Origin of the sequence: Sorangium sp. KYC3313 (genome assembly GCF_052075895.1) — a bacterium.
Classification (GTDB): domain Bacteria; phylum Myxococcota_A; class Polyangia; order Polyangiales; family Polyangiaceae; genus Sorangium; species Sorangium cellulosum_B.
The window spans coordinates 10,115,370-10,131,578 of record NZ_CP197255.1; the positions used below are offsets into that span (position 1 = coordinate 10,115,370).

At 69.9% G+C, this 16,209-nt stretch carries 13 protein-coding genes; 9 read left to right on the forward strand and 4 right to left on the reverse strand.

Going from position 1 to position 16,209, the window contains the following annotated elements; genetic code table 11:
* The 5 genes from ACSRUE_RS38360 to ACSRUE_RS38380 all read left to right on the forward strand — a co-directional run bounded on the left by ACSRUE_RS38360 (position 1) and on the right by ACSRUE_RS38380 (position 8,409).
* Entirely contained in the window at positions 1 to 1,704 is a 1,704-nt protein-coding gene (locus tag ACSRUE_RS38360) for a benzoate-CoA ligase family protein (RefSeq protein ID WP_441287897.1), read from the forward strand.
* A 3-nt stretch (positions 1,705 to 1,707) separates the two neighbouring features.
* Positions 1,708 to 2,502, forward strand: coding sequence for a creatininase family protein (locus ACSRUE_RS38365; protein WP_441287898.1), 795 nt, complete (start codon positions 1,708 to 1,710; stop codon positions 2,500 to 2,502).
* Between the two features lie 565 nt (positions 2,503 to 3,067).
* The gene (locus ACSRUE_RS38370) at positions 3,068 to 4,954 is read left to right on the forward strand and encodes an SUMF1/EgtB/PvdO family nonheme iron enzyme (protein WP_441287899.1); all 1,887 of its coding nucleotides are present in this window, start codon (positions 3,068 to 3,070) and stop codon (positions 4,952 to 4,954) included.
* 180 nt (positions 4,955 to 5,134) lie between these two features.
* Positions 5,135 to 7,162 (forward strand): L,D-transpeptidase family protein, encoded by a 2,028-nt coding sequence (locus ACSRUE_RS38375; RefSeq protein WP_441287900.1) that lies wholly within the window; start codon positions 5,135 to 5,137, stop codon positions 7,160 to 7,162.
* Between the two features lie 62 nt (positions 7,163 to 7,224).
* Complete coding sequence (locus tag ACSRUE_RS38380) at positions 7,225 to 8,409, forward strand: acyl-CoA dehydrogenase family protein (RefSeq protein ID WP_441287901.1); 1,185 nt, start codon at positions 7,225 to 7,227, stop codon at positions 8,407 to 8,409.
* A gap of 108 nt (positions 8,410 to 8,517) precedes the next feature.
* On the opposite strand, the gene ACSRUE_RS38385 is transcribed toward ACSRUE_RS38380, so the two are convergent.
* From ACSRUE_RS38385 to ACSRUE_RS38400, 4 genes are all read right to left on the reverse strand, one after another.
* Entirely contained in the window at positions 8,518 to 9,135 is a 618-nt protein-coding gene (locus ACSRUE_RS38385) for an SAM-dependent methyltransferase (protein WP_044968202.1), read from the reverse strand.
* A 69-nt stretch (positions 9,136 to 9,204) separates the two neighbouring features.
* Positions 9,205 to 9,903, reverse strand: coding sequence for a 50S ribosomal protein L3 (gene rplC, locus ACSRUE_RS38390; protein ID WP_441287902.1), 699 nt, complete (start codon positions 9,901 to 9,903; stop codon positions 9,205 to 9,207).
* Positions 9,904 to 10,271: 368 nt separating this feature from the next.
* A complete protein-coding gene (locus ACSRUE_RS38395; RefSeq protein WP_441287903.1) occupies positions 10,272 to 10,679 on the reverse strand; it encodes a cupredoxin domain-containing protein in 408 nt (135 codons plus the stop codon).
* Between the two features lie 130 nt (positions 10,680 to 10,809).
* On the reverse strand, positions 10,810 to 11,556 hold the full coding sequence (locus tag ACSRUE_RS38400) for a Bax inhibitor-1/YccA family protein (RefSeq protein WP_441287904.1): 747 nt from the start codon (positions 11,554 to 11,556) through the stop codon (positions 10,810 to 10,812).
* Between the two features lie 167 nt (positions 11,557 to 11,723).
* Between ACSRUE_RS38400 and ACSRUE_RS38405 the strand changes: the two genes are divergently transcribed.
* The 4 genes from ACSRUE_RS38405 to ACSRUE_RS38420 all read left to right on the forward strand — a co-directional run bounded on the left by ACSRUE_RS38405 (position 11,724) and on the right by ACSRUE_RS38420 (position 16,187).
* Positions 11,724 to 12,365 carry a hypothetical protein gene (locus ACSRUE_RS38405; protein WP_441287905.1) on the forward strand — a complete coding sequence of 214 codons (642 nt, stop codon included), beginning with the start codon at positions 11,724 to 11,726 and terminating at the stop codon, positions 12,363 to 12,365.
* Entirely contained in the window at positions 12,362 to 13,483 is a 1,122-nt protein-coding gene (locus ACSRUE_RS38410) for a DUF4419 domain-containing protein (RefSeq protein ID WP_441287906.1), read from the forward strand. The genes ACSRUE_RS38405 and ACSRUE_RS38410 overlap by 4 nt, the downstream gene beginning before the upstream one ends.
* Positions 13,484 to 13,769: 286 nt before the next feature.
* Positions 13,770 to 15,023 carry a hypothetical protein gene (locus ACSRUE_RS38415; protein WP_441287907.1) on the forward strand — a complete coding sequence of 418 codons (1,254 nt, stop codon included), beginning with the start codon at positions 13,770 to 13,772 and terminating at the stop codon, positions 15,021 to 15,023.
* 45 nt (positions 15,024 to 15,068) lie between these two features.
* Complete coding sequence (locus ACSRUE_RS38420) at positions 15,069 to 16,187, forward strand: hypothetical protein (RefSeq protein ID WP_441287908.1); 1,119 nt, start codon at positions 15,069 to 15,071, stop codon at positions 16,185 to 16,187.
* Positions 16,188 to 16,209 lie beyond the last annotated feature (22 nt).

The window sequence follows — 16,209 nt, forward strand, 5'->3', positions numbered from 1 at the left end:
ATGACCGCACCGACGTTCCCTGACGAGCTCAACCTCGCCGACTACTTCCTGTTCGATCGGCTGCGCGAGGGGCTCGGCGACAAGGTCGCGCTGCTCTTCGGCGATCAGCGGCACACCTACGCCGACGTCGCCGAGAAGGTCCGGATGCTAGAGGCGCACCTCGCCGTCGAGGGCGTCGCGCTCGAGCAGCGGGTGCTCATCGTCCTGCACGACTCGCCCGCGTTCGTCTGGGCCTTCTTCGCGGCGCTGAGCCACGGCGCGGTCGTGGCGATGGGCAACCCCGAGGCGCCCGCGCCCGACCTCGCGCACCTCGTCGAGTACACGCGGGCCGCCGCGGTCGTCACGATCCCGCGCGTGGCCGAGGCGCTCGCGCTTCAAGGCGCGCTCGCGGCGGCGAACGTCCGCACCGTCGTGCTGGTGCCCGAGGTCCCGACCGGCGGCGATCTCGAGGCCGATCTCCCGGTCCCGCCGGCCCTCGCGGCGCTGCGGGGCACCTCGCTCCGCGGCGCCCTCGCGCAGGGGCGCGCGGCGCTCGCGGCGAAGCGCGCCCCGGCAGGCCCCCGCCCCACCCGGCGCGACGACATCGCCATCTGGCTCTTCACGTCCGGCTCCACCGGCAGGAGCAAGGCGGCCATGCACACGCACCGCGACTTCGCCTTCAACACCGAGCGCTACGCCAAGGCGACCGTGGGCTACCGCGAGGACGACATCACCGTCTCGGTGCCGCGCCTCTTCTTCGGCTACGCCACGGGCACCAACCTGCTGTTCCCCTTCGCCGTCGGCGCGACGTCGGGCCTCTTCGTCGAGCGGCCGACGCCGGAGTCGCTCGCGCGGTACATCGAGCGCTATCGCCCGACGGTCGTCACCAACGTCCCGACGATGATGGGCAAGCTGCTCGATGACGACGACGCCCGCGCGGCGCGCGGCGCGCCGCGCCTCGACCTCGCCAGCGTCCGCTTCCACCTGTCCGCGGGCGAGGCGCTGCCGCCGGCGCTCCTCGAGCGCTTCCGCGCGCGGTTCCACGCCGACGTCTATGACGGCATCGGCTCCGCGGAGATGTTCCACATCTACTGCACGAACCGCCCCGGCGACGTGCGTCCGGGGTCGCTCGGCCGCGTCGTGGAGGGGTACACGATCAAGATCCTCCCCTCGGACGCGGCCGGGCCGGGCGCGCCCGAGCTCCCGCCCGGCGAGACCGGCGTCATGTGGGTGAAGGGCGACTCGGTCGCGCTCGGCTACTTCCAGGATCGCGAGAAGAGCTGGGGCACCTTCCACGGCCACTGGTGCCGCACCGGAGATCTCTTCCGCATGGATGCCGAGGGCTACCTCTGGTTCAGCGGGCGCGCCGACGAGCTGCTCAAGGTGGGCGGCGTCTGGGTCGCGCCGGTCGAGGTGGAGGAGTGCCTGACCGAGCACCCGGCCGTCAGCCTCGCCGCGGTGATCGGCGCCGAGGAGGCGGGCCTCGTGAAGCCGAAGGCGTTCATCGTGGTCCGCGACGACGCGCGCGGCCGCGTCGCCACCGACGAGGGGAGGGCCGAGCTCGCCGGGGAGCTCAAGGCCTTCGTGAAGGACCGGCTGAGCAAGCACAAGTACCCGCGCTGGGTCGCTTTCGTCGATGACGTCCCCAGGAACGATCGCGGCAAGGTCGATCGCAAGGCGCTCCGGCAGCGCGAGGCCGCCGGCGAGACCCCGGCGGGCCTGTAGACCATGCAGGCCGCGCCGCGCCTCGCGGAGCTCACGACGGAGGAGCTCGCCGCGCTCCTGTCGGGCGGCGCGCCGTGCGTCGCGCTCGTGCCGGTCGGGTCGGTCGAGCCGCACGGCCCGCACCTGCCGCTCGGCACGGACACGCTCATCGGCGAGGCCGCGGCCGAGCAGGCCGGCCGCCGGCTGTGGGCGCGCGGCGTCGCCGCGCTCCTCGCCCCGCCCGTCGGTTATGGCGTGACCGACTTCGCGGCGGGCTTCGCCGGCGCGATCTCGATCCCGGCGCCCGCGCTCACCGCCTTTCTGCGCGCCGTCGCCGAGGCCTACCTGTCGGCCGGCCTGTCGCATGTCTGCTTCATCAACAACCACCTCGAGCCGGCGCACGACCGCGCCGTGCGCGCCGCCACCGGCGACCTGCCCCTGGGCCGCGCCTCGGTCGCGTGCCCGCTCGCGCGCCGCTGGGCACGGACGCTCACCGCGGAGTTCCGGAGCGGCGCCTGCCACGCGGGCCGTTACGAGACCTCGCTCGTCCTCGCCGCGGCCTCCGCGCTCGTCCGGAAGGACATCGCCCAGGCCCTGCCGGACCTCGACCTGAGCCTGTCGGAGGGCATCAAGGCAGGAGCGAAGAGCTTCCGCGCGCTGGGCATGGACGCCGCCTACACGGGATCTCCGCGCGAGGCGTCCGAGGAAGAAGGCCGCGCGCTGCTCGATCTGCTCGCGACGATGATTGTCACCGAGGTCGAAGAAGGCCTCTCCAGCGCTTCCGGCCACGAACCCGCGCCAGGAGAAAGCAGCAGGTAAACCAGCGAGCGTTCAGGTAGACAAAGCAGGCATCTCTGCTCCAGCACCCCCCCTCACGCTCGCCTGAACGGCAGAATCCGCCATCGACTCACGCGCCCCTGCAAGCGGATCAGGCCGATCAAGCGGATGTGGCTGCTCATGCCGCGCGGCACGCGCAAGACGTGAGAGGACACGGGCAAGACGCGAGCAACCACGGGCGAAACGTGAGCGACATTGCAAATACGCCTCGCGGCGCTCGACAAGCACCAAGGACTCGAGCAATAATACCTAGTTTTGCTCCGACACCACAAGCAACATCACCAGATTTTCGACAACGACCCTCGGTTCCCAATTGACGCCTTCAATTCCAAGTCGTACAACGGTATCGTTTTCCTCGCGCGCTGTTTGACGCCAGAACGATCCGACGGCTGACCTGATGAAGGTGATGCTTTACGGCGCGCAGGTAGATGGTGGTTTTGGCGGGGGCGCTCTCTGGCGTTCCTGCGCGACGGCATCACACGCAGCCTCGCGGGCGGAGCTGGCCCGACGACGCGGATCGGAGAGCATCATGAGGAATCGAACGATCATGAGAGGGTCTCGGCATCTGCTCCTGGCGTCTCTCGCCGCCGCCTCCGGCGCGGCGCTCGCCGGGTGCGTCGGCGCACAAGGCGAAGATGGGGAGCTGCTCGGTGAGGCGCAGCAGGCCGCGACGGTCTGTGTGACTCTCCAGCGCACCGGGTCGACGGGCGTGGTCCGGGATGCCCTCATCAATTCGACCTATCCCAACTACACACCCACCGGAGCCGACATGTACGCTGGCGAGAGCTCCGGCTCCCAGCTGCGTGGGCTGATCGCGTTCGATCTCTCGTCGATCCCTTCCGACGCCACCGTCGTCTCGGCGGATCTCTACCTCAACATCGGCGCCTCGACCCCCGACGTGATGCGCGTGCACCGGGTCACGACGCCCTGGGACGAGAACACCGTGACGTGGAACTCGCACTCGAGCGCCTGGGATCCCACCGTCCTGGGAACCCTCACGGCGAGCTCGGGATACACGTACGCTTACCACACGGTCAGCCTCACCAGCACCGTGCAGGACTGGGTGAACGCCCCCGACACGAACGAGGGTGTGTTCTTCGAGCAAACGATGAATCGCACCCACGTCCGAACGAGCGAGAGCTCGGTGGATCGGCGGCCGTATCTCCGCGTCTGCTACGACAGCGAGACGGGGGGCTCGACGGCGACGTCGAGCAGCTCCAGCGCCTCGACGACCTCCGCCACGACGTCGAGCTCCAGCTCCTCGACGACCTCCACCACGACGTCGAGCTCCAGCGCCTCGACGACCTCCACCACGACGTCGAGCTCCAGCGCCTCGACGACCTCCACCACGACGTCGAGCTCCAGCGGCGTGGGCGGCGCGGGCGGCGCGGGCGGTGCCGGCGGCGCGGGGGGCTCAGGTGGCGCGGGCGGCGGAGGCGGGGGCGGCGTGCCTGGCCTGCCGATCAGCTGCAACAGCAGCACGCCTGGCGCAGGTGCCAATTGCGGCGTCGAGGGGAGCGATGACTGCTGCTCGACCCTTCCGGTCCCGGGCGGCACGTTCAACCGGCTCAACAACGCGGGCCTGCCGGCGACGGTCAGCAGCTTCTACCTCGACAAGTACACGGTCACGGTGGGGCGCTTCCGGCAGTACCTCGAGCAGACCGGCGGCCCGACCCAGGCCAACCCGCCGGCCGCCGGCGCGGGTGCGCACCCGAAGATCGCGAACAGCGGCTGGGACCCGTCGTGGAACACGTATCTCACGGCCAACACGAGCGCGCTCAAGACGGCGCTCATCTGCGATCCCTATGGATGGCCGTCCTGGAGCGACACGCCGGGAGCCAAGGAGAAGAAGCCGATCGTCTGCGCGACGTGGTACGAGCTGTTCGCGTTCTGCGCGTGGGACGGCGGCCGGCTGCCGACCCAGGCGGAGATCAACTACGCCTCTGCCGGCGGCGACGAGCAGCGCATCTTCCCGTGGGGCGGCACGGGCTTCGAGAGCATCATCGGCGTCAACCAGGACGGCTCCACCGATGTCACACGGTATGCCTCCTGGTGCTGCCAGGGCGACGGCACGGTCGCGGGTGATGGAACGAACCGCTGCCTGGTGGAGCCGTACCCGAGCAACTATCCCTGCGCGCACTCGGATCTCACGGACGTCGGCAAGTTCCCCCAGGGCGCCGGGCGGTGGGGGCAGCTCGACCTGGCCGGCAACGCGTACAAGGCCACCCGTGACGGTTCGGATAACTATCAGCTGCTGACGCCCTGCAACGACTGCTCGCGGCTCGACAACACCTCGAGCGCACGCTTCATGCACGGCGGCAGCTTCCTGGCCGCCGGGTACAAGCAGACGACGGACTTTCGGGCTTCCTACGCGGGCACCTCGCGGCGCTACTACGTCACGGCGACGTGCGCGCGCGATCTCCCCACGCCGTGACGCCGCTCCAGCCGGCGGCGCGGCGAGGCGACCGCGCGCCGCCCTGGTGAAGCCGGCGGGCGCGGAGCCGCCGCACACCGCGCCAAGGCGCCCGCCGGCCCTGGCGGGCCTCCCAGGCGGGCGCCGCCTGCCGGCGAGCCGCTCGCCCCGTGCCCTTCCGCTCTCCTGAATGATCCCCCCTTGAATTTGGCCCTCGCCGGCGCCTCCTGGTACGCGCGCTCCATGCGCGTGAGAGGCGTTTTCCTCCTGCCGGCGATGGCGCTCGCGACGCTGAGCGTGAGCTGCCCGCGCCCTGCCTCCGAGCCCGCCGCGACGTCCCCGGCCCCTGCGCCCGCCTCCGCCGTCACCGCGCCGCTCGCCGAAGCCGCGCCCGCCGTCGCTGTCGCTGCCCCGGCGCCCTCCGCCGCCCGCGCGGAGGACGTCGCGCCGCCCGGCGAGGAGGCCGCGATGGCGCCGGGCGCGCTCGCCGCGGCGCCGGGCGGCGACCCGCTCGCGTTGCCGGCGCTGCCGCCGGAGCTCGTCGATGACGGATCCGACGCGCTGCCCGAGCTCGATCCTCCCCCGGCCACCGCGCCGACGGCGGCCGAGGAGGAGGTCCACGAGCTCGCGAGCGTCGCCAGGGAGACGTGGATCTTCGCCGAACCGCGCTGGACCAGCCGGCGCATCGGGTACCTGCGCGCCGGCGCCGTTGTCGCGCGCAGGCCGGAGCCGTCCGGCAGGACGTCGTGCGCCGACGGCTGGTACCACATCGAGCCGAACGGCTACGTCTGCATCGGCGCCAGCGCGACGCTCAACATTCACGACCTCGCGGTCGAGGCATCGTCTCGCCGACCGGTCCGCCGGTTCGCCTCGCCCACCTTGCCGGTCGTTCGTGGCGAGGCCGCGCTTGCCGCGACGCAACCGGGCGAGACCGTACTTGCCGCGACGCAGCCGGACGCAAACGCACTTGCCGCGACGCAGCCGGGCGCAAACGCACTTGCCGCGACGCAGCCGGGCGCAAACGCACGTGCCGCGACGCAGCCGGACGCAAACGCACTTGCCGCGACGCAGCCGGACGCAAACGCACGTGCCGCGACGCAGCCGGGCGAGACCGCACGTGCCGCGACGCAGGCAGGAGACGCGACAACCCTGCTCGGCGGCCTGCCCTACACGTACGTGATGTCTCGCTCCCCCACCCCGCCGCTCTATGCGCGCCTTCCGGACGAGGACGAGCAGCGCGGCGCCGAGCCCGACCTCGCCGCGCACCTGCGCCGCGCCGCGACCGCCGCGCGCGCGCCCGACTTCGTCGCGCCGCCGCCTCCGGACGCGACCCCCTCGGTCCTGCTCTACGGGCGGCCGGCGCCCGGGCTCGCCGGCGATCGCCGCTCGCCCGGCGCGCTCGTCCTGGGCCGCGCCCGGACGCGCTCCGGCTTCGCCCTGCTCTCGACGTTCGATCACGACGGGCGCCGCTTCGGCCTGACGACCGACCTCGCCGTCCTGCCGCTCGACCGCACCCGGGTCATCCGGCCGAGCGCCTTCGCCGGGATGGCGCTCCCGGAGGGCGTCCCCTTGCCCGTGGCCTTCGCCAGGCGCCGCCACGCCGCGCGCCTCGTCCCGGGCGAGCGCGGCGGCGTCACCCGCGCCCCGCTCCGCTTCCGCGAGGCGATCCCGCTGTCCGGCGCCTCGCGGCGCCTCGGCGGCGTCGACTACCTCGAGGCGCGGGACGGCTCGCTCGTCCGCTCGGACGAGGTCGTGCGCGTCGACCCGCTCCCCCGGAACCCCGCGTGGGCGGTGCGCGGGCGGAAGTGGATCGACGTCTCGATCGACAAGCAGAGCCTCGTCGCCTACGAGGGCACCCGCCCGGTCTACGTGACGCTCGTCTCGACGGGGGCGGACGGCCTCGGCGATCCCAAGACGACGCGCTCCACCATCCAGGGGCTGTTCCGCATCCACACGAAGCACGTCACGGTCACGATGGACGGCGACGAGGAGGACGAGGATCCGTTCGACTTCCGCGACGTGCCTTTCGTCCAGTACTTCACGGAGGGCTTCGCGTTCCACGCGGCCTACTGGCACGACGATTTCGGCACCCCGCGCAGCCACGGTTGTGTGAACCTCTCTCCGCTCGACGCCGCCTGGCTGTTCGAGTGGACGACCCCCGAGGTCCCGGCCGAATGGCACGGCGCGCTCTCGCTACGGAAGGGCACGCTCGTCTCCATCCGCCCCTGAGCCGGCGGCCCGCCGGCGCTGCCCCTTCCGCGCCGCGCGCAGGCACGCTACACGCTCGCTCCATGGCCACCCAGGAGCCCCTCTCGCTCGATCAGCTCATGGCGTTCGATCCGCTGCTCTCCGAGGAAGAGCGCATGATCCGCGACGCCGTCCGTCGCTTCGTGCGCGAGCGGTACCTGCCGCGCGCCGCGGACCTGTTCGCGCGCGAGGAGTTCGCGACCGACCTGATCCCCGAGATCGCCGCGCTCGGCCTGCTCGGGGGCTCGCTGACCGGCTACGGCTGCGCCGGCATGAGCTCGGTCGCTTACGGCCTCGCGCTGCAGGAGCTCGAATATGGCGACAGCGGCCTGCGGAGCTTCGTGAGCGTCCAGGGCTCGCTGGCGATGTACCCGATCTGGAAGTACGGCTCCGAGGCGCAGAAGCAGCGCTGGCTGCCGAGGATGGCCGCCGCCGAGCTGATCGGGTGCTTCGGCCTGACGGAGCCCGACAGCGGGTCGGATCCGAGCTCGATGAAGACCCGTGCCCGGAAGGACGGGAGCTCGTACGTGCTGACGGGCACGAAGATGTGGATCACGAGCGCGCCCATCGCGGACCTCTGCGTTGTGTGGGCCAAGGTCGATGACGGAGGGGCCGAGTCCATCCGCGGCTTCGTGGTGGAGCGCGGGATGAAGGGGCTGGAGACCCCGCTCATCCACGGCAAGATGAGCCTGCGCGCGAGCCCGACCGGGGAGATCGTGCTCAACGAGGTGCGCGTGCCGGAGGAGAACATGCTGCCGGGCGTGGTCGGCCTGAAGGGCCCGCTCGGCTGCCTGACCCAGGCGCGCTTCGGCATCGCGTGGGGCGCGCTGGGCGCCGCGCGCGCCTGCTACGAGACGGCGGTCTCCTATGCGCGCGAGCGCGTCCAGTTCGGCCAGCCGATCGCGTCGCGTCAGCTCATCCAGTCGGAGCTCGTCGAGATGGCGACGGAGATCGCGAAGGGGCAGCTCATGGCGCTCCACTTCGGGCGGCTGAAGGACACGACCGGCATCAGCCCGGTGCAGGTCTCGCTCTGCAAGCGGAACAACGTGGGCTGGGCGCTCAAGATCGCGCGGACCGCGCGGAGCGTGCTCGGCGCGAACGGGATCCTGCTCGATTACCCGGTCATCCGGCACATGCTCAACCTGGAGAGCGTGTACACGTACGAGGGCACCGACGAGGTGCATTGCCTGATCCTCGGCAACGCGATCACGGGACACAATGCGTTCTGAGGGGATATCGGCGGGTGCTCGGATCGGATTGACGGCCGAGGACGCCAAGAGAAGAGAGGAAGCTCAGGATACCTCTCTTCTCGGCTTTTCCTGAGCAGTGACAGGCGCCTACCCCGTCTTCCCCGCCGCCTTCCGCTTCAGCCCGACCAGGAAGATCTCCACGCTGCTCGCCCGCGTCCCCTCGGGCCGGATGCTCCGGACCTCCTCGCAGAGGTTCCGCAGCGCGTCCCGGGCCTTCACGAAGTCCTCGCTCATGAAGATCTTGCCGACGAACGCCCCGCCCGGCGCGAGCAGCGCCTCGGCCACGGCCACGGCGCGCATGAACAGCTCGTAGCTCCGGGCCTGGTCGGCGATCTTGCTGCCGCTCGTCGCGGGCGCCATGTCCGACAGCACCACGTCGTACGGCGCAAACTGCGCGAGCGCCTCGTTCGTGAGCGACAGCGCGTCGCCCTGCACCACCGTCGCCTGCGGGCCGAACGCCGCCGTGATCGGCGACAGATCCACCGCGAGCAGCTTGCCCCCCGCGCCGATCCGCTGCGCCGCGTACATCGACCACGACCCCGGCGCGGCGCCCAGGTCGAGCACCCGCTGGCCGGGGCGGAGCAGCCGCACCCGGCGATCGATCTCCTCGAGCTTGAAGACGCTGCGCGCAGGGTAGCCCTGCGCCTTCGCCGCCTTCGTGAAGGCGTCAGGGCGCTTGTACGGGTTCTTCGGCTTCTGCGACACGGAGGGACACTCGGCGGGCACGACCGGCGGGGCGCTCGCTCATGGGAGCTGCCCCGCCGGCGGCCGGGCTCAGCCGCCCTTCTTCTTGGTCGGCTGCTGCACCGGCACGATCCCCTTGCCGCCGCGCTTCTTCACGGCGCCGCGGATCGTCACCAGCTGGTTCTTCGGGCCGGGGACCGGACCCTCGATGAGGATCAGGTTGTCCTCGGGGAGGAGCTTCGCGATCTTGAGGTTGAGCGCGCTCACCGTCTCGTCGCCGTAGTGGCCGGGCATCTTCAGGCCGGGCAGCGTGCGGCCGGGGGTCATGTTCGTACCGATCGAGCCGCCGTGGCGGAAGTACTCGTGCGTGCCGTGCGAGCTGACCGCGCCGGCGAAGCTCCACCGGCGGATGACGCCGCTGAAGCCGCGGCCGCGCGAGCGGCCCTGCGCGTCCACCCGCTGGCCCACCTCGAAGATCTCGTCGACCTTGAGCGTGCTGCCGAGCTCGTACTTCGCCGCGTGCTCCGGGCTGCAGCGCAGCTCGCGCACGATCCGCTTCGGCGTCTGCCCCGACTTCTTGTACGCGCCGGCGAGCGGCTTCGTCGTGTGCTTCTCCGCCCGCTCGCCGAGGCCGAGGATGAGGGCGCTGTAGCCGTCCTTCTCGAGCGTGCGCTTGCCGATGACGACGCAGCCCGCCTGCACGACCGTGCAGCGCAGGACCTCGCCCGTCTCGTTGAAGATCTGCGTCATGCCGATCTTCTTGCCGATGATGCCGGGATGCTGATTCATGATGGGATCGCCTTGCTCGCTCCGTCTGGGGTGGCTGAACTGGCTCCGCGCGGCGCGCCGCGAGAGCGATCCCCTCGGCGCGCCTCGTCACGAGCCGGTTCGGAGCGAAGAACCGGGGCGGTTTCCCGCCGGGCACGTTGGGGGGCGCAGAGCTTACTCACGGGGCCCCCAAAGGGAAGCGAAAACCACCGCCACAACGGTAATACAGACCACATCAAGCCGAGACGCGCCGTGTCACACCCGCTCGAATCGACCTGGCCGCTCGAATCGACCTGGCCGCTCGAATCGACCTGGCCGCTCGAATCGACCTGGCCGCTCGAATCGACCTGGCCCACGCAGGCGCGCGCCTCGCGACGGGCGCGGCCGCGTCACGAGCCGACCACGTTGATGGTCGCCTTGACCATCGCCATCCAGCACTGAAGCACCATCTTCCCCTCCTTCTGCGGGGTGATGGCCACCTCGACCTGCGTGTTCAGCGGCAGGTCCTTCTCGATCTTCAGATCGGGAATCGCGATCGCCTTCAGACACTCGCTCTTCGTCGTCCGCGTGAAGCGCAGCACCACGGGCTCTCCCTTCTTCAGCTCGATCGTCGACGGGGAGAAGCCGCTGTCGTTCACCGCGATGTCGATGCGCTTGACGCTCGCCGGCGCGGCGAGCTCGGCGGCCGCCACCACCACCGGCGCCTCCTCGGCGGGCTTGTTGCAACCGAGCAAGGAGAGCGATGAGAGCGATGAGAGGGAGAGGGCAAGCGCGGCGACGAGGAGCTGAAGGCTCATGGTCAGCGCGTTCTTACCCGGCCCAAATGGCGCGTCAAGCCGCCCTCCAGCCGTCCGCCCCGGGCGAGAGACCCAGGGACAGCCGGGGGCGGACGGGCGCGCGCCGCGACGTGAACGCGACGCGGCCGGCTCAAACGTGGCGGCCCGAGAGGATCTGCAGAATCGACGAGAAGAGGTTGATGAAGTTGAGGTAGAGGTCGAGCGCGCCGCCGACCGGGTCCTCTTCGCTCGAGTGGAGCAGGCGCGACGTGTTGTAGAGGACGTATCCCCCGAACACGAGGACGGACACGCTGGCGATCGCGAGGCCGAGGAGCGTGCTCCCGAGCAGGGCGTTCAGCAGCATCGCGCCGAGGACGACCATGGCGCCCATCACCAGCCCGCTGGCCATGAACGACAGGTCCTCCCTCGTGAGGAAGACCCCCAGCGTGAGGCTCCCGAACGTGAGCACCGTCAGGATGAAGGTGTCCCGCACCGGGGCCGACGACAGGGTGCCGCCGAGGCCCGCCGCCGCCTGGGCCATGTAGAGCGCAGGCGCCGCGGTGACGCCCAGGACGGCCGCCATCCCGAAGAGCGCGAGGACGTTGACCCCGGGGATCTTGCGCACCGCGCGCGCGCCGAACATCACGCCGAACACGACGCCCATCGAGAGGATCGGGTGCTGCGCGAAGAGCTCGACCAGCGGCGGCATCGCGCGCCCCAGCGTCCCCTCCTCCACGTCCGGCGCCCCGATGTACAGCGCGCACATGGCGCCCAGGGAGGAGACGACCAGGCTCGCCGTGAAGAGCCCGTACACCTTCTTGAGAAAGTCGATCCGCAGCGCCAGCTTCGGGCTGGCCGATACGCTCGCCCCGAGGGGACTCGCCTGGCGTGAGTTCATCTGCTGCGCTCCTCCTTCGGGGCGTATCGCCGCGGCTGCACGAGCGCCTAGTCGTGCACCATTCACCACGGACATGCAACACCGCCCCGGCAAAGCCCCCGGGCATCTGTTGACCGCAAAAAAATCACGCTCCAGCGGCATCGCGCGTATGGAGGAGCCGGCGCGGCGTGAACGGCGCGCCGACATCGCGCCAGCTTCCGACGAAAAGCAGCCTGGATCCAGAGAAAATCCTCTCGATTCCGGTTAAACACAGCCTGGATCCAGAGGATAAGCTCTCGATGCCGGTTAAACACAGCCTGGATCCAGAGAAAACGATCTCGATTCCGGTTAAACACAGCCTGGATCCAGAGAAAACGCTCTCAATGCCGGTTAAACACAGCCTGGATCCAGAGAAAACGCTCGGTTCCGACGACACCCCGCTCGGCTGCGACGAGGACGCGCTCGGCTGCGACACCAGCGCCGGGCGACAGCGCCGTCGACGTGGCTGCGCGCGCCGTGGGAAGGACGAGAACGAACTCCTGTCTTCTCAAATGTCCGGAAGAACGACCGCACTCGCCTCCCAGCGGACCCGGAGCACGACCGCTCGCGACCCATCGCCAATCGATGCTCGGGACAAGCACCTTGCCGGGCTCCAGCGCTTACGCCGGACAGCAGAAATGTGCCGCGCCCGGGCGCGCTCCGCCCCATGCAGCGACGCCGCGGTGGGCGCCAGCGCGCGGCCCGTTGTCGCGCGCCGCACGCTCGTGTACGAAGGACAGCGAAGGATCACGAGCGCGCCGCGCAGCCCTGGAGAGGACGAGGTCTCATGAACGTCACGACGATCGCCGTTGCCGACGTCGAGCCCGCAACGGCGCCGTTGCCGGGATTCGATAGCGAAGCTTCGGTGCAGAGCCTGCTCGTCTCGAGGATCGAGGCCTCCTACCGCCACCGCCTGCCCCTCGTGGGACGCACGGACCACCACCCGCTCGTCCAGGCCGCCCATACCGCCTTCACCCAGCGCTATCCCCTCGTGCTCTCGCCCGACGTGGTCTGGCTCTGCCTGGCGCGCGGCTTCACGTTCCACCTCGCCGCGAACGACGAGCAGCGGCGCCGCTTCCTCCCCGACGATCACGAGTTCTCGCTCGTCGTCGATCGCCGGGACTTCACCCTCGGTGAGGTGAACCCGTGGCCAGCTTTGTTTCCGGACTTTTCCAGGCAGATTTCGGCGCGGGTCGGCGCGCTGCGGGACCTCGTGACCTCCAATTTCTCCACCACGGGGCCAGTCGAGCGGGTGTCGTCGGAGCTCACGGTCGCGACCCCGCTCGCGCCGCACCACGCGTGGGAGCCGCCGTTCCCGGGCGACATGGTGTTCCCGCGGCGCGGGATCCCGCGCGTGTACCTGCTCGGCACGTCCGACGACTGGCGCTGGGTGCGCCAGCGCGTGGCGATGCTCGGCTCCGTCGGGCAAGATCGGTGGACCCGCGCGCTCCTGCCCGTGCTCGACCAGATCGCCGCCTCGGCGGAGGGGCGCGCCGACACGATGTTCTGGCGCGCGTTCTTCCGGTACGAGAGCTCGGCCGACGAGCTGACCGGGTGGATCCACGTGCTGTTTCCCTACCTGCGCGCGTGGCCCAACGACTACTTCGCCCCGAATCCCTATCTCGAGAGCTGGCACGAGCGATGGCGGACGGCGGAGGCCCGGAGCGACGCGCTCGGGGGCCTCGGGACCCCGCAGGGACCAGGGCTCTCCGAGCTGCCGCCCGGCCTGACCAGCGCCCAGCTGCGCTTCATCGACGGGAGCAGGCGCGAGCACCCCATGGAGTTCATCAGCGGCCTCATCGGCGTGACGCAGGATCCGCACTCCCTCGCGCTGCTGCCGGAGTTCGTCTGGGCCATCGCGCACCAGGCCCCCGAGTCGGCGGCGCAGCGCCCCGCCGAGGCCTCGTGAGCCACGCGGCCCCGCTCGCCGCGCGCCCTACGGCGATTTCCGCCCACCTCTGCACCACACCGAGCAGAGCGGCGGTCACCCGCACAGGAGACGGGCCCAGATCGGCGTTTTCGGCGCGGAAGCGCACTCCGGTGCGCTGAGCACCGAAAACGCCGAGGTGGGCCCGTATCCGAAGCGGGTGACCGTCGCTCTAGTTCGGCGTGGACGGGCGGCTCACCGTGTCATAGGATTGCGCGGTCCGCGACACGGCGACGCCGTGCGTCGTCCATCACGCTCGGAGGCTCCAGTGTCCGGAGGCAAGTTCGCGCTCCTCGAAGTACCGGATCTGAATGGTGGGGAACCGTCCTACCTGCGCCTCGGGGCCGCCGCGCCGCTCGGCGAGAGCGCGGGCGACGATCTCGCCGAGCGGATTCAGACGTTCACCGACGACGACCGCAAGCGGGACGGCTCGCCCGATTTCGTGCCTGTGGGCGAGCGACAGGCCGAGACCGCGAAGCTGCACACGAAGGGCGGCTGGCGCGATCACACCGACGGCAACCGCATCTCGACCACCAAGGGCGACAAGGTCGAGGTGATCGGGGGGAACTACCGCCTGCTCATCCTCGGCCGCGGGGAGCACCAGGCGGGCTGGGACGTGTCGGGAGGGCACGTCACCGAGGTCAGCGAGACCTTCGGCGGCGGCACCACGATCGAGTGGGTGCAGAACTACGGCGGGACGTGGAAGGTCGTCGAGACGACCATCAAGGGCGAGGTGCGCACCCTCTACCACGGCGACGTCTACGACCATTACTTCGGGAAGGTCAAGGAGAGCCAGACCGGCACGGACACGTTCCCCACGCTGGATGTCACCGACGATTTCATCGATGACAAGAACCCGCCCTCGCCCCAGGCGATCCCGACGGAGAACCCCACGATCGTCGACAGGACGTGGGCCAAGAGCATCAAGTCCTATACCGGCTCGGAGAAGCTGCCGGTGCCGTCGATCACCGACGAGACCTGGGCGGAAGTGATGGTGTCGAAGACGAACGCCACCTCGATGACCGACGAGACGACGGTCAAGGCGGAGTCGAAGTCCACCATGAAGGCCGCGTCGATCACGTCGTCCACCAAGGTCGATGGGACCATGGATGACCGCACCGAGGCCGACATCATCAAGAGCTACACGAAGGCGAGCAAGATCGTCTCCGAGACCCACGCCGACACCGAGGACGATATGTACGGCGACGCGGACTCCTACACGCAGGGCAACAGCAAGACCGTCGTCGCGGGGATCGAGACGACGATCAACCTCGGCATGGTCAACGAGGTCGTCCTGGGGGGGATGATCGAGGCGACGCTCGGCGCGGAGGTGACCTTCACGGCCGGCGGCATCGTCGACGTGACCGTCGGGCTCAAGGCGGATTTCAGCTTGACCGGGAGCATCGAAGTCTCCGCCGGCCCCAAGCTCGAGATCAGCCCGGCGGGCGTGGAGCTCCACATGAGCAAGACGGAGATCGCGCTCGCCAACAAGGTCGTCTCGGCGTTCCACCTCTTCGTTTGAGGGCGCGGGCACCACGCTCCACGCGCCACCGGATACGGAGCTCCCATGGCCGGCGATGGCAAGTACGGTATCCTCCATGTGCCTGATTTCGGCGACGGCATGTCGTCGTACCTGCGCATCGGCGCGGCCGAGGGCGACGAGTACACCTGGCGAGATCACACCGACGGCAACCGGATCATCACCACGCGGGGCGACAAGGTCGAGGTCATCGGGGGCACCTACAAGATGACCGTCCTCGGCCGCCGCGAGTTCGAGGGCGGCTGGAAGGCGGAGGACGGGCAGATCAACGAGAAGAGCATCACCTTCCACGGGTCGGGCGAGTTCGACTTCATCCAGGGCCCCCGCGGCGAGAAGCGCCTGCGCGAGAAGACCGTGAAGGGCGAGGTGCACACCACCTACCACGGCGATGCCTTCGAGTTCCATTACGGCAGCAGGCTGGAGAGCGTCACCGGAAGCGACAGCCCGCCGCGCAACCTGGACGAGATCACGGAGCCCTGGGGGCTCCCTCCATCAGGCGTCCTCGGGGAGAACCCCACCATCGTCGACAGGACGTGGGCCAAGAGCATCTCGTCCTATACCGGCTCGGCGAAGCTGCGGGTGCCCTCGATCTCCGACGAGACCTGGGCGGACACGATGGTGTCGACGACCCACGCCACGTCGATGACCGACGAGACGACCATCGAGGGACCGTCGAAGTCGACGATGAAGGCGGGGTCGATCACGACCTCGACCACGGTCACCGGGACCATGGATGACCACACCGAGGCCGACGTCATCAAGAGTTATACAAAGGCGAGCAAGATCATCTCCGAGACCCACGCCGACACCGAGGACAAGATGTACGGCGACGCGGACTCCTACACGCAGGGCAACAGCAAGACCGTCGTCGACGGGATCGAGACGACGATCAACCTCGGCATGGTCAACGAGGTCGTCCTGGGGGGGATGATCGAGGCGACGCTCGGCGCGGAGGTGAGCTTCACAGGCGGCATCTCGGCGAGCGCCACAATGGGCCTGGAGGCGTCCGTCACCGTCGCCGCGTCGCTCGATGCCAGCATCGGGCCCACGCTCTCGATGGGGACGGAGAAGCTGAAGGTCACCCTGGACCGGGGCAAGGTCGTGCCCGTCAGCACGAACATCGCGGCAGTCCACCTCATGACGTGACGCGCAAGCGCGGCGACCCTCA

What these genes read in the sequence shown, in the direction of transcription:
- ACSRUE_RS38360 (WP_441287897.1), top strand. Translation starts at nt 1, where the DNA reads ATGACCGCACCGACGTTCCCTGACGAGCTCAACCTCGCCGACTACTTC.
- ACSRUE_RS38365 (WP_441287898.1), top strand. Translation starts at nt 1,708, where the DNA reads ATGCAGGCCGCGCCGCGCCTCGCGGAGCTCACGACGGAGGAGCTCGCC.
- ACSRUE_RS38370 (WP_441287899.1), top strand. Translation starts at nt 3,068, where the DNA reads ATGAGAGGGTCTCGGCATCTGCTCCTGGCGTCTCTCGCCGCCGCCTCC.
- ACSRUE_RS38380 (WP_441287901.1), top strand. Translation starts at nt 7,225, where the DNA reads ATGGCCACCCAGGAGCCCCTCTCGCTCGATCAGCTCATGGCGTTCGAT.
- rplC (WP_441287902.1), bottom strand. Translation starts at nt 9,903, where the DNA reads ATGAATCAGCATCCCGGCATCATCGGCAAGAAGATCGGCATGACGCAG.
- ACSRUE_RS38395 (WP_441287903.1), bottom strand. Translation starts at nt 10,679, where the DNA reads ATGAGCCTTCAGCTCCTCGTCGCCGCGCTTGCCCTCTCCCTCTCATCG.
- ACSRUE_RS38400 (WP_441287904.1), bottom strand. Translation starts at nt 11,556, where the DNA reads ATGAACTCACGCCAGGCGAGTCCCCTCGGGGCGAGCGTATCGGCCAGC.
- ACSRUE_RS38410 (WP_441287906.1), top strand. Translation starts at nt 12,362, where the DNA reads ATGAACGTCACGACGATCGCCGTTGCCGACGTCGAGCCCGCAACGGCG.
- ACSRUE_RS38420 (WP_441287908.1), top strand. Translation starts at nt 15,069, where the DNA reads ATGGCCGGCGATGGCAAGTACGGTATCCTCCATGTGCCTGATTTCGGC.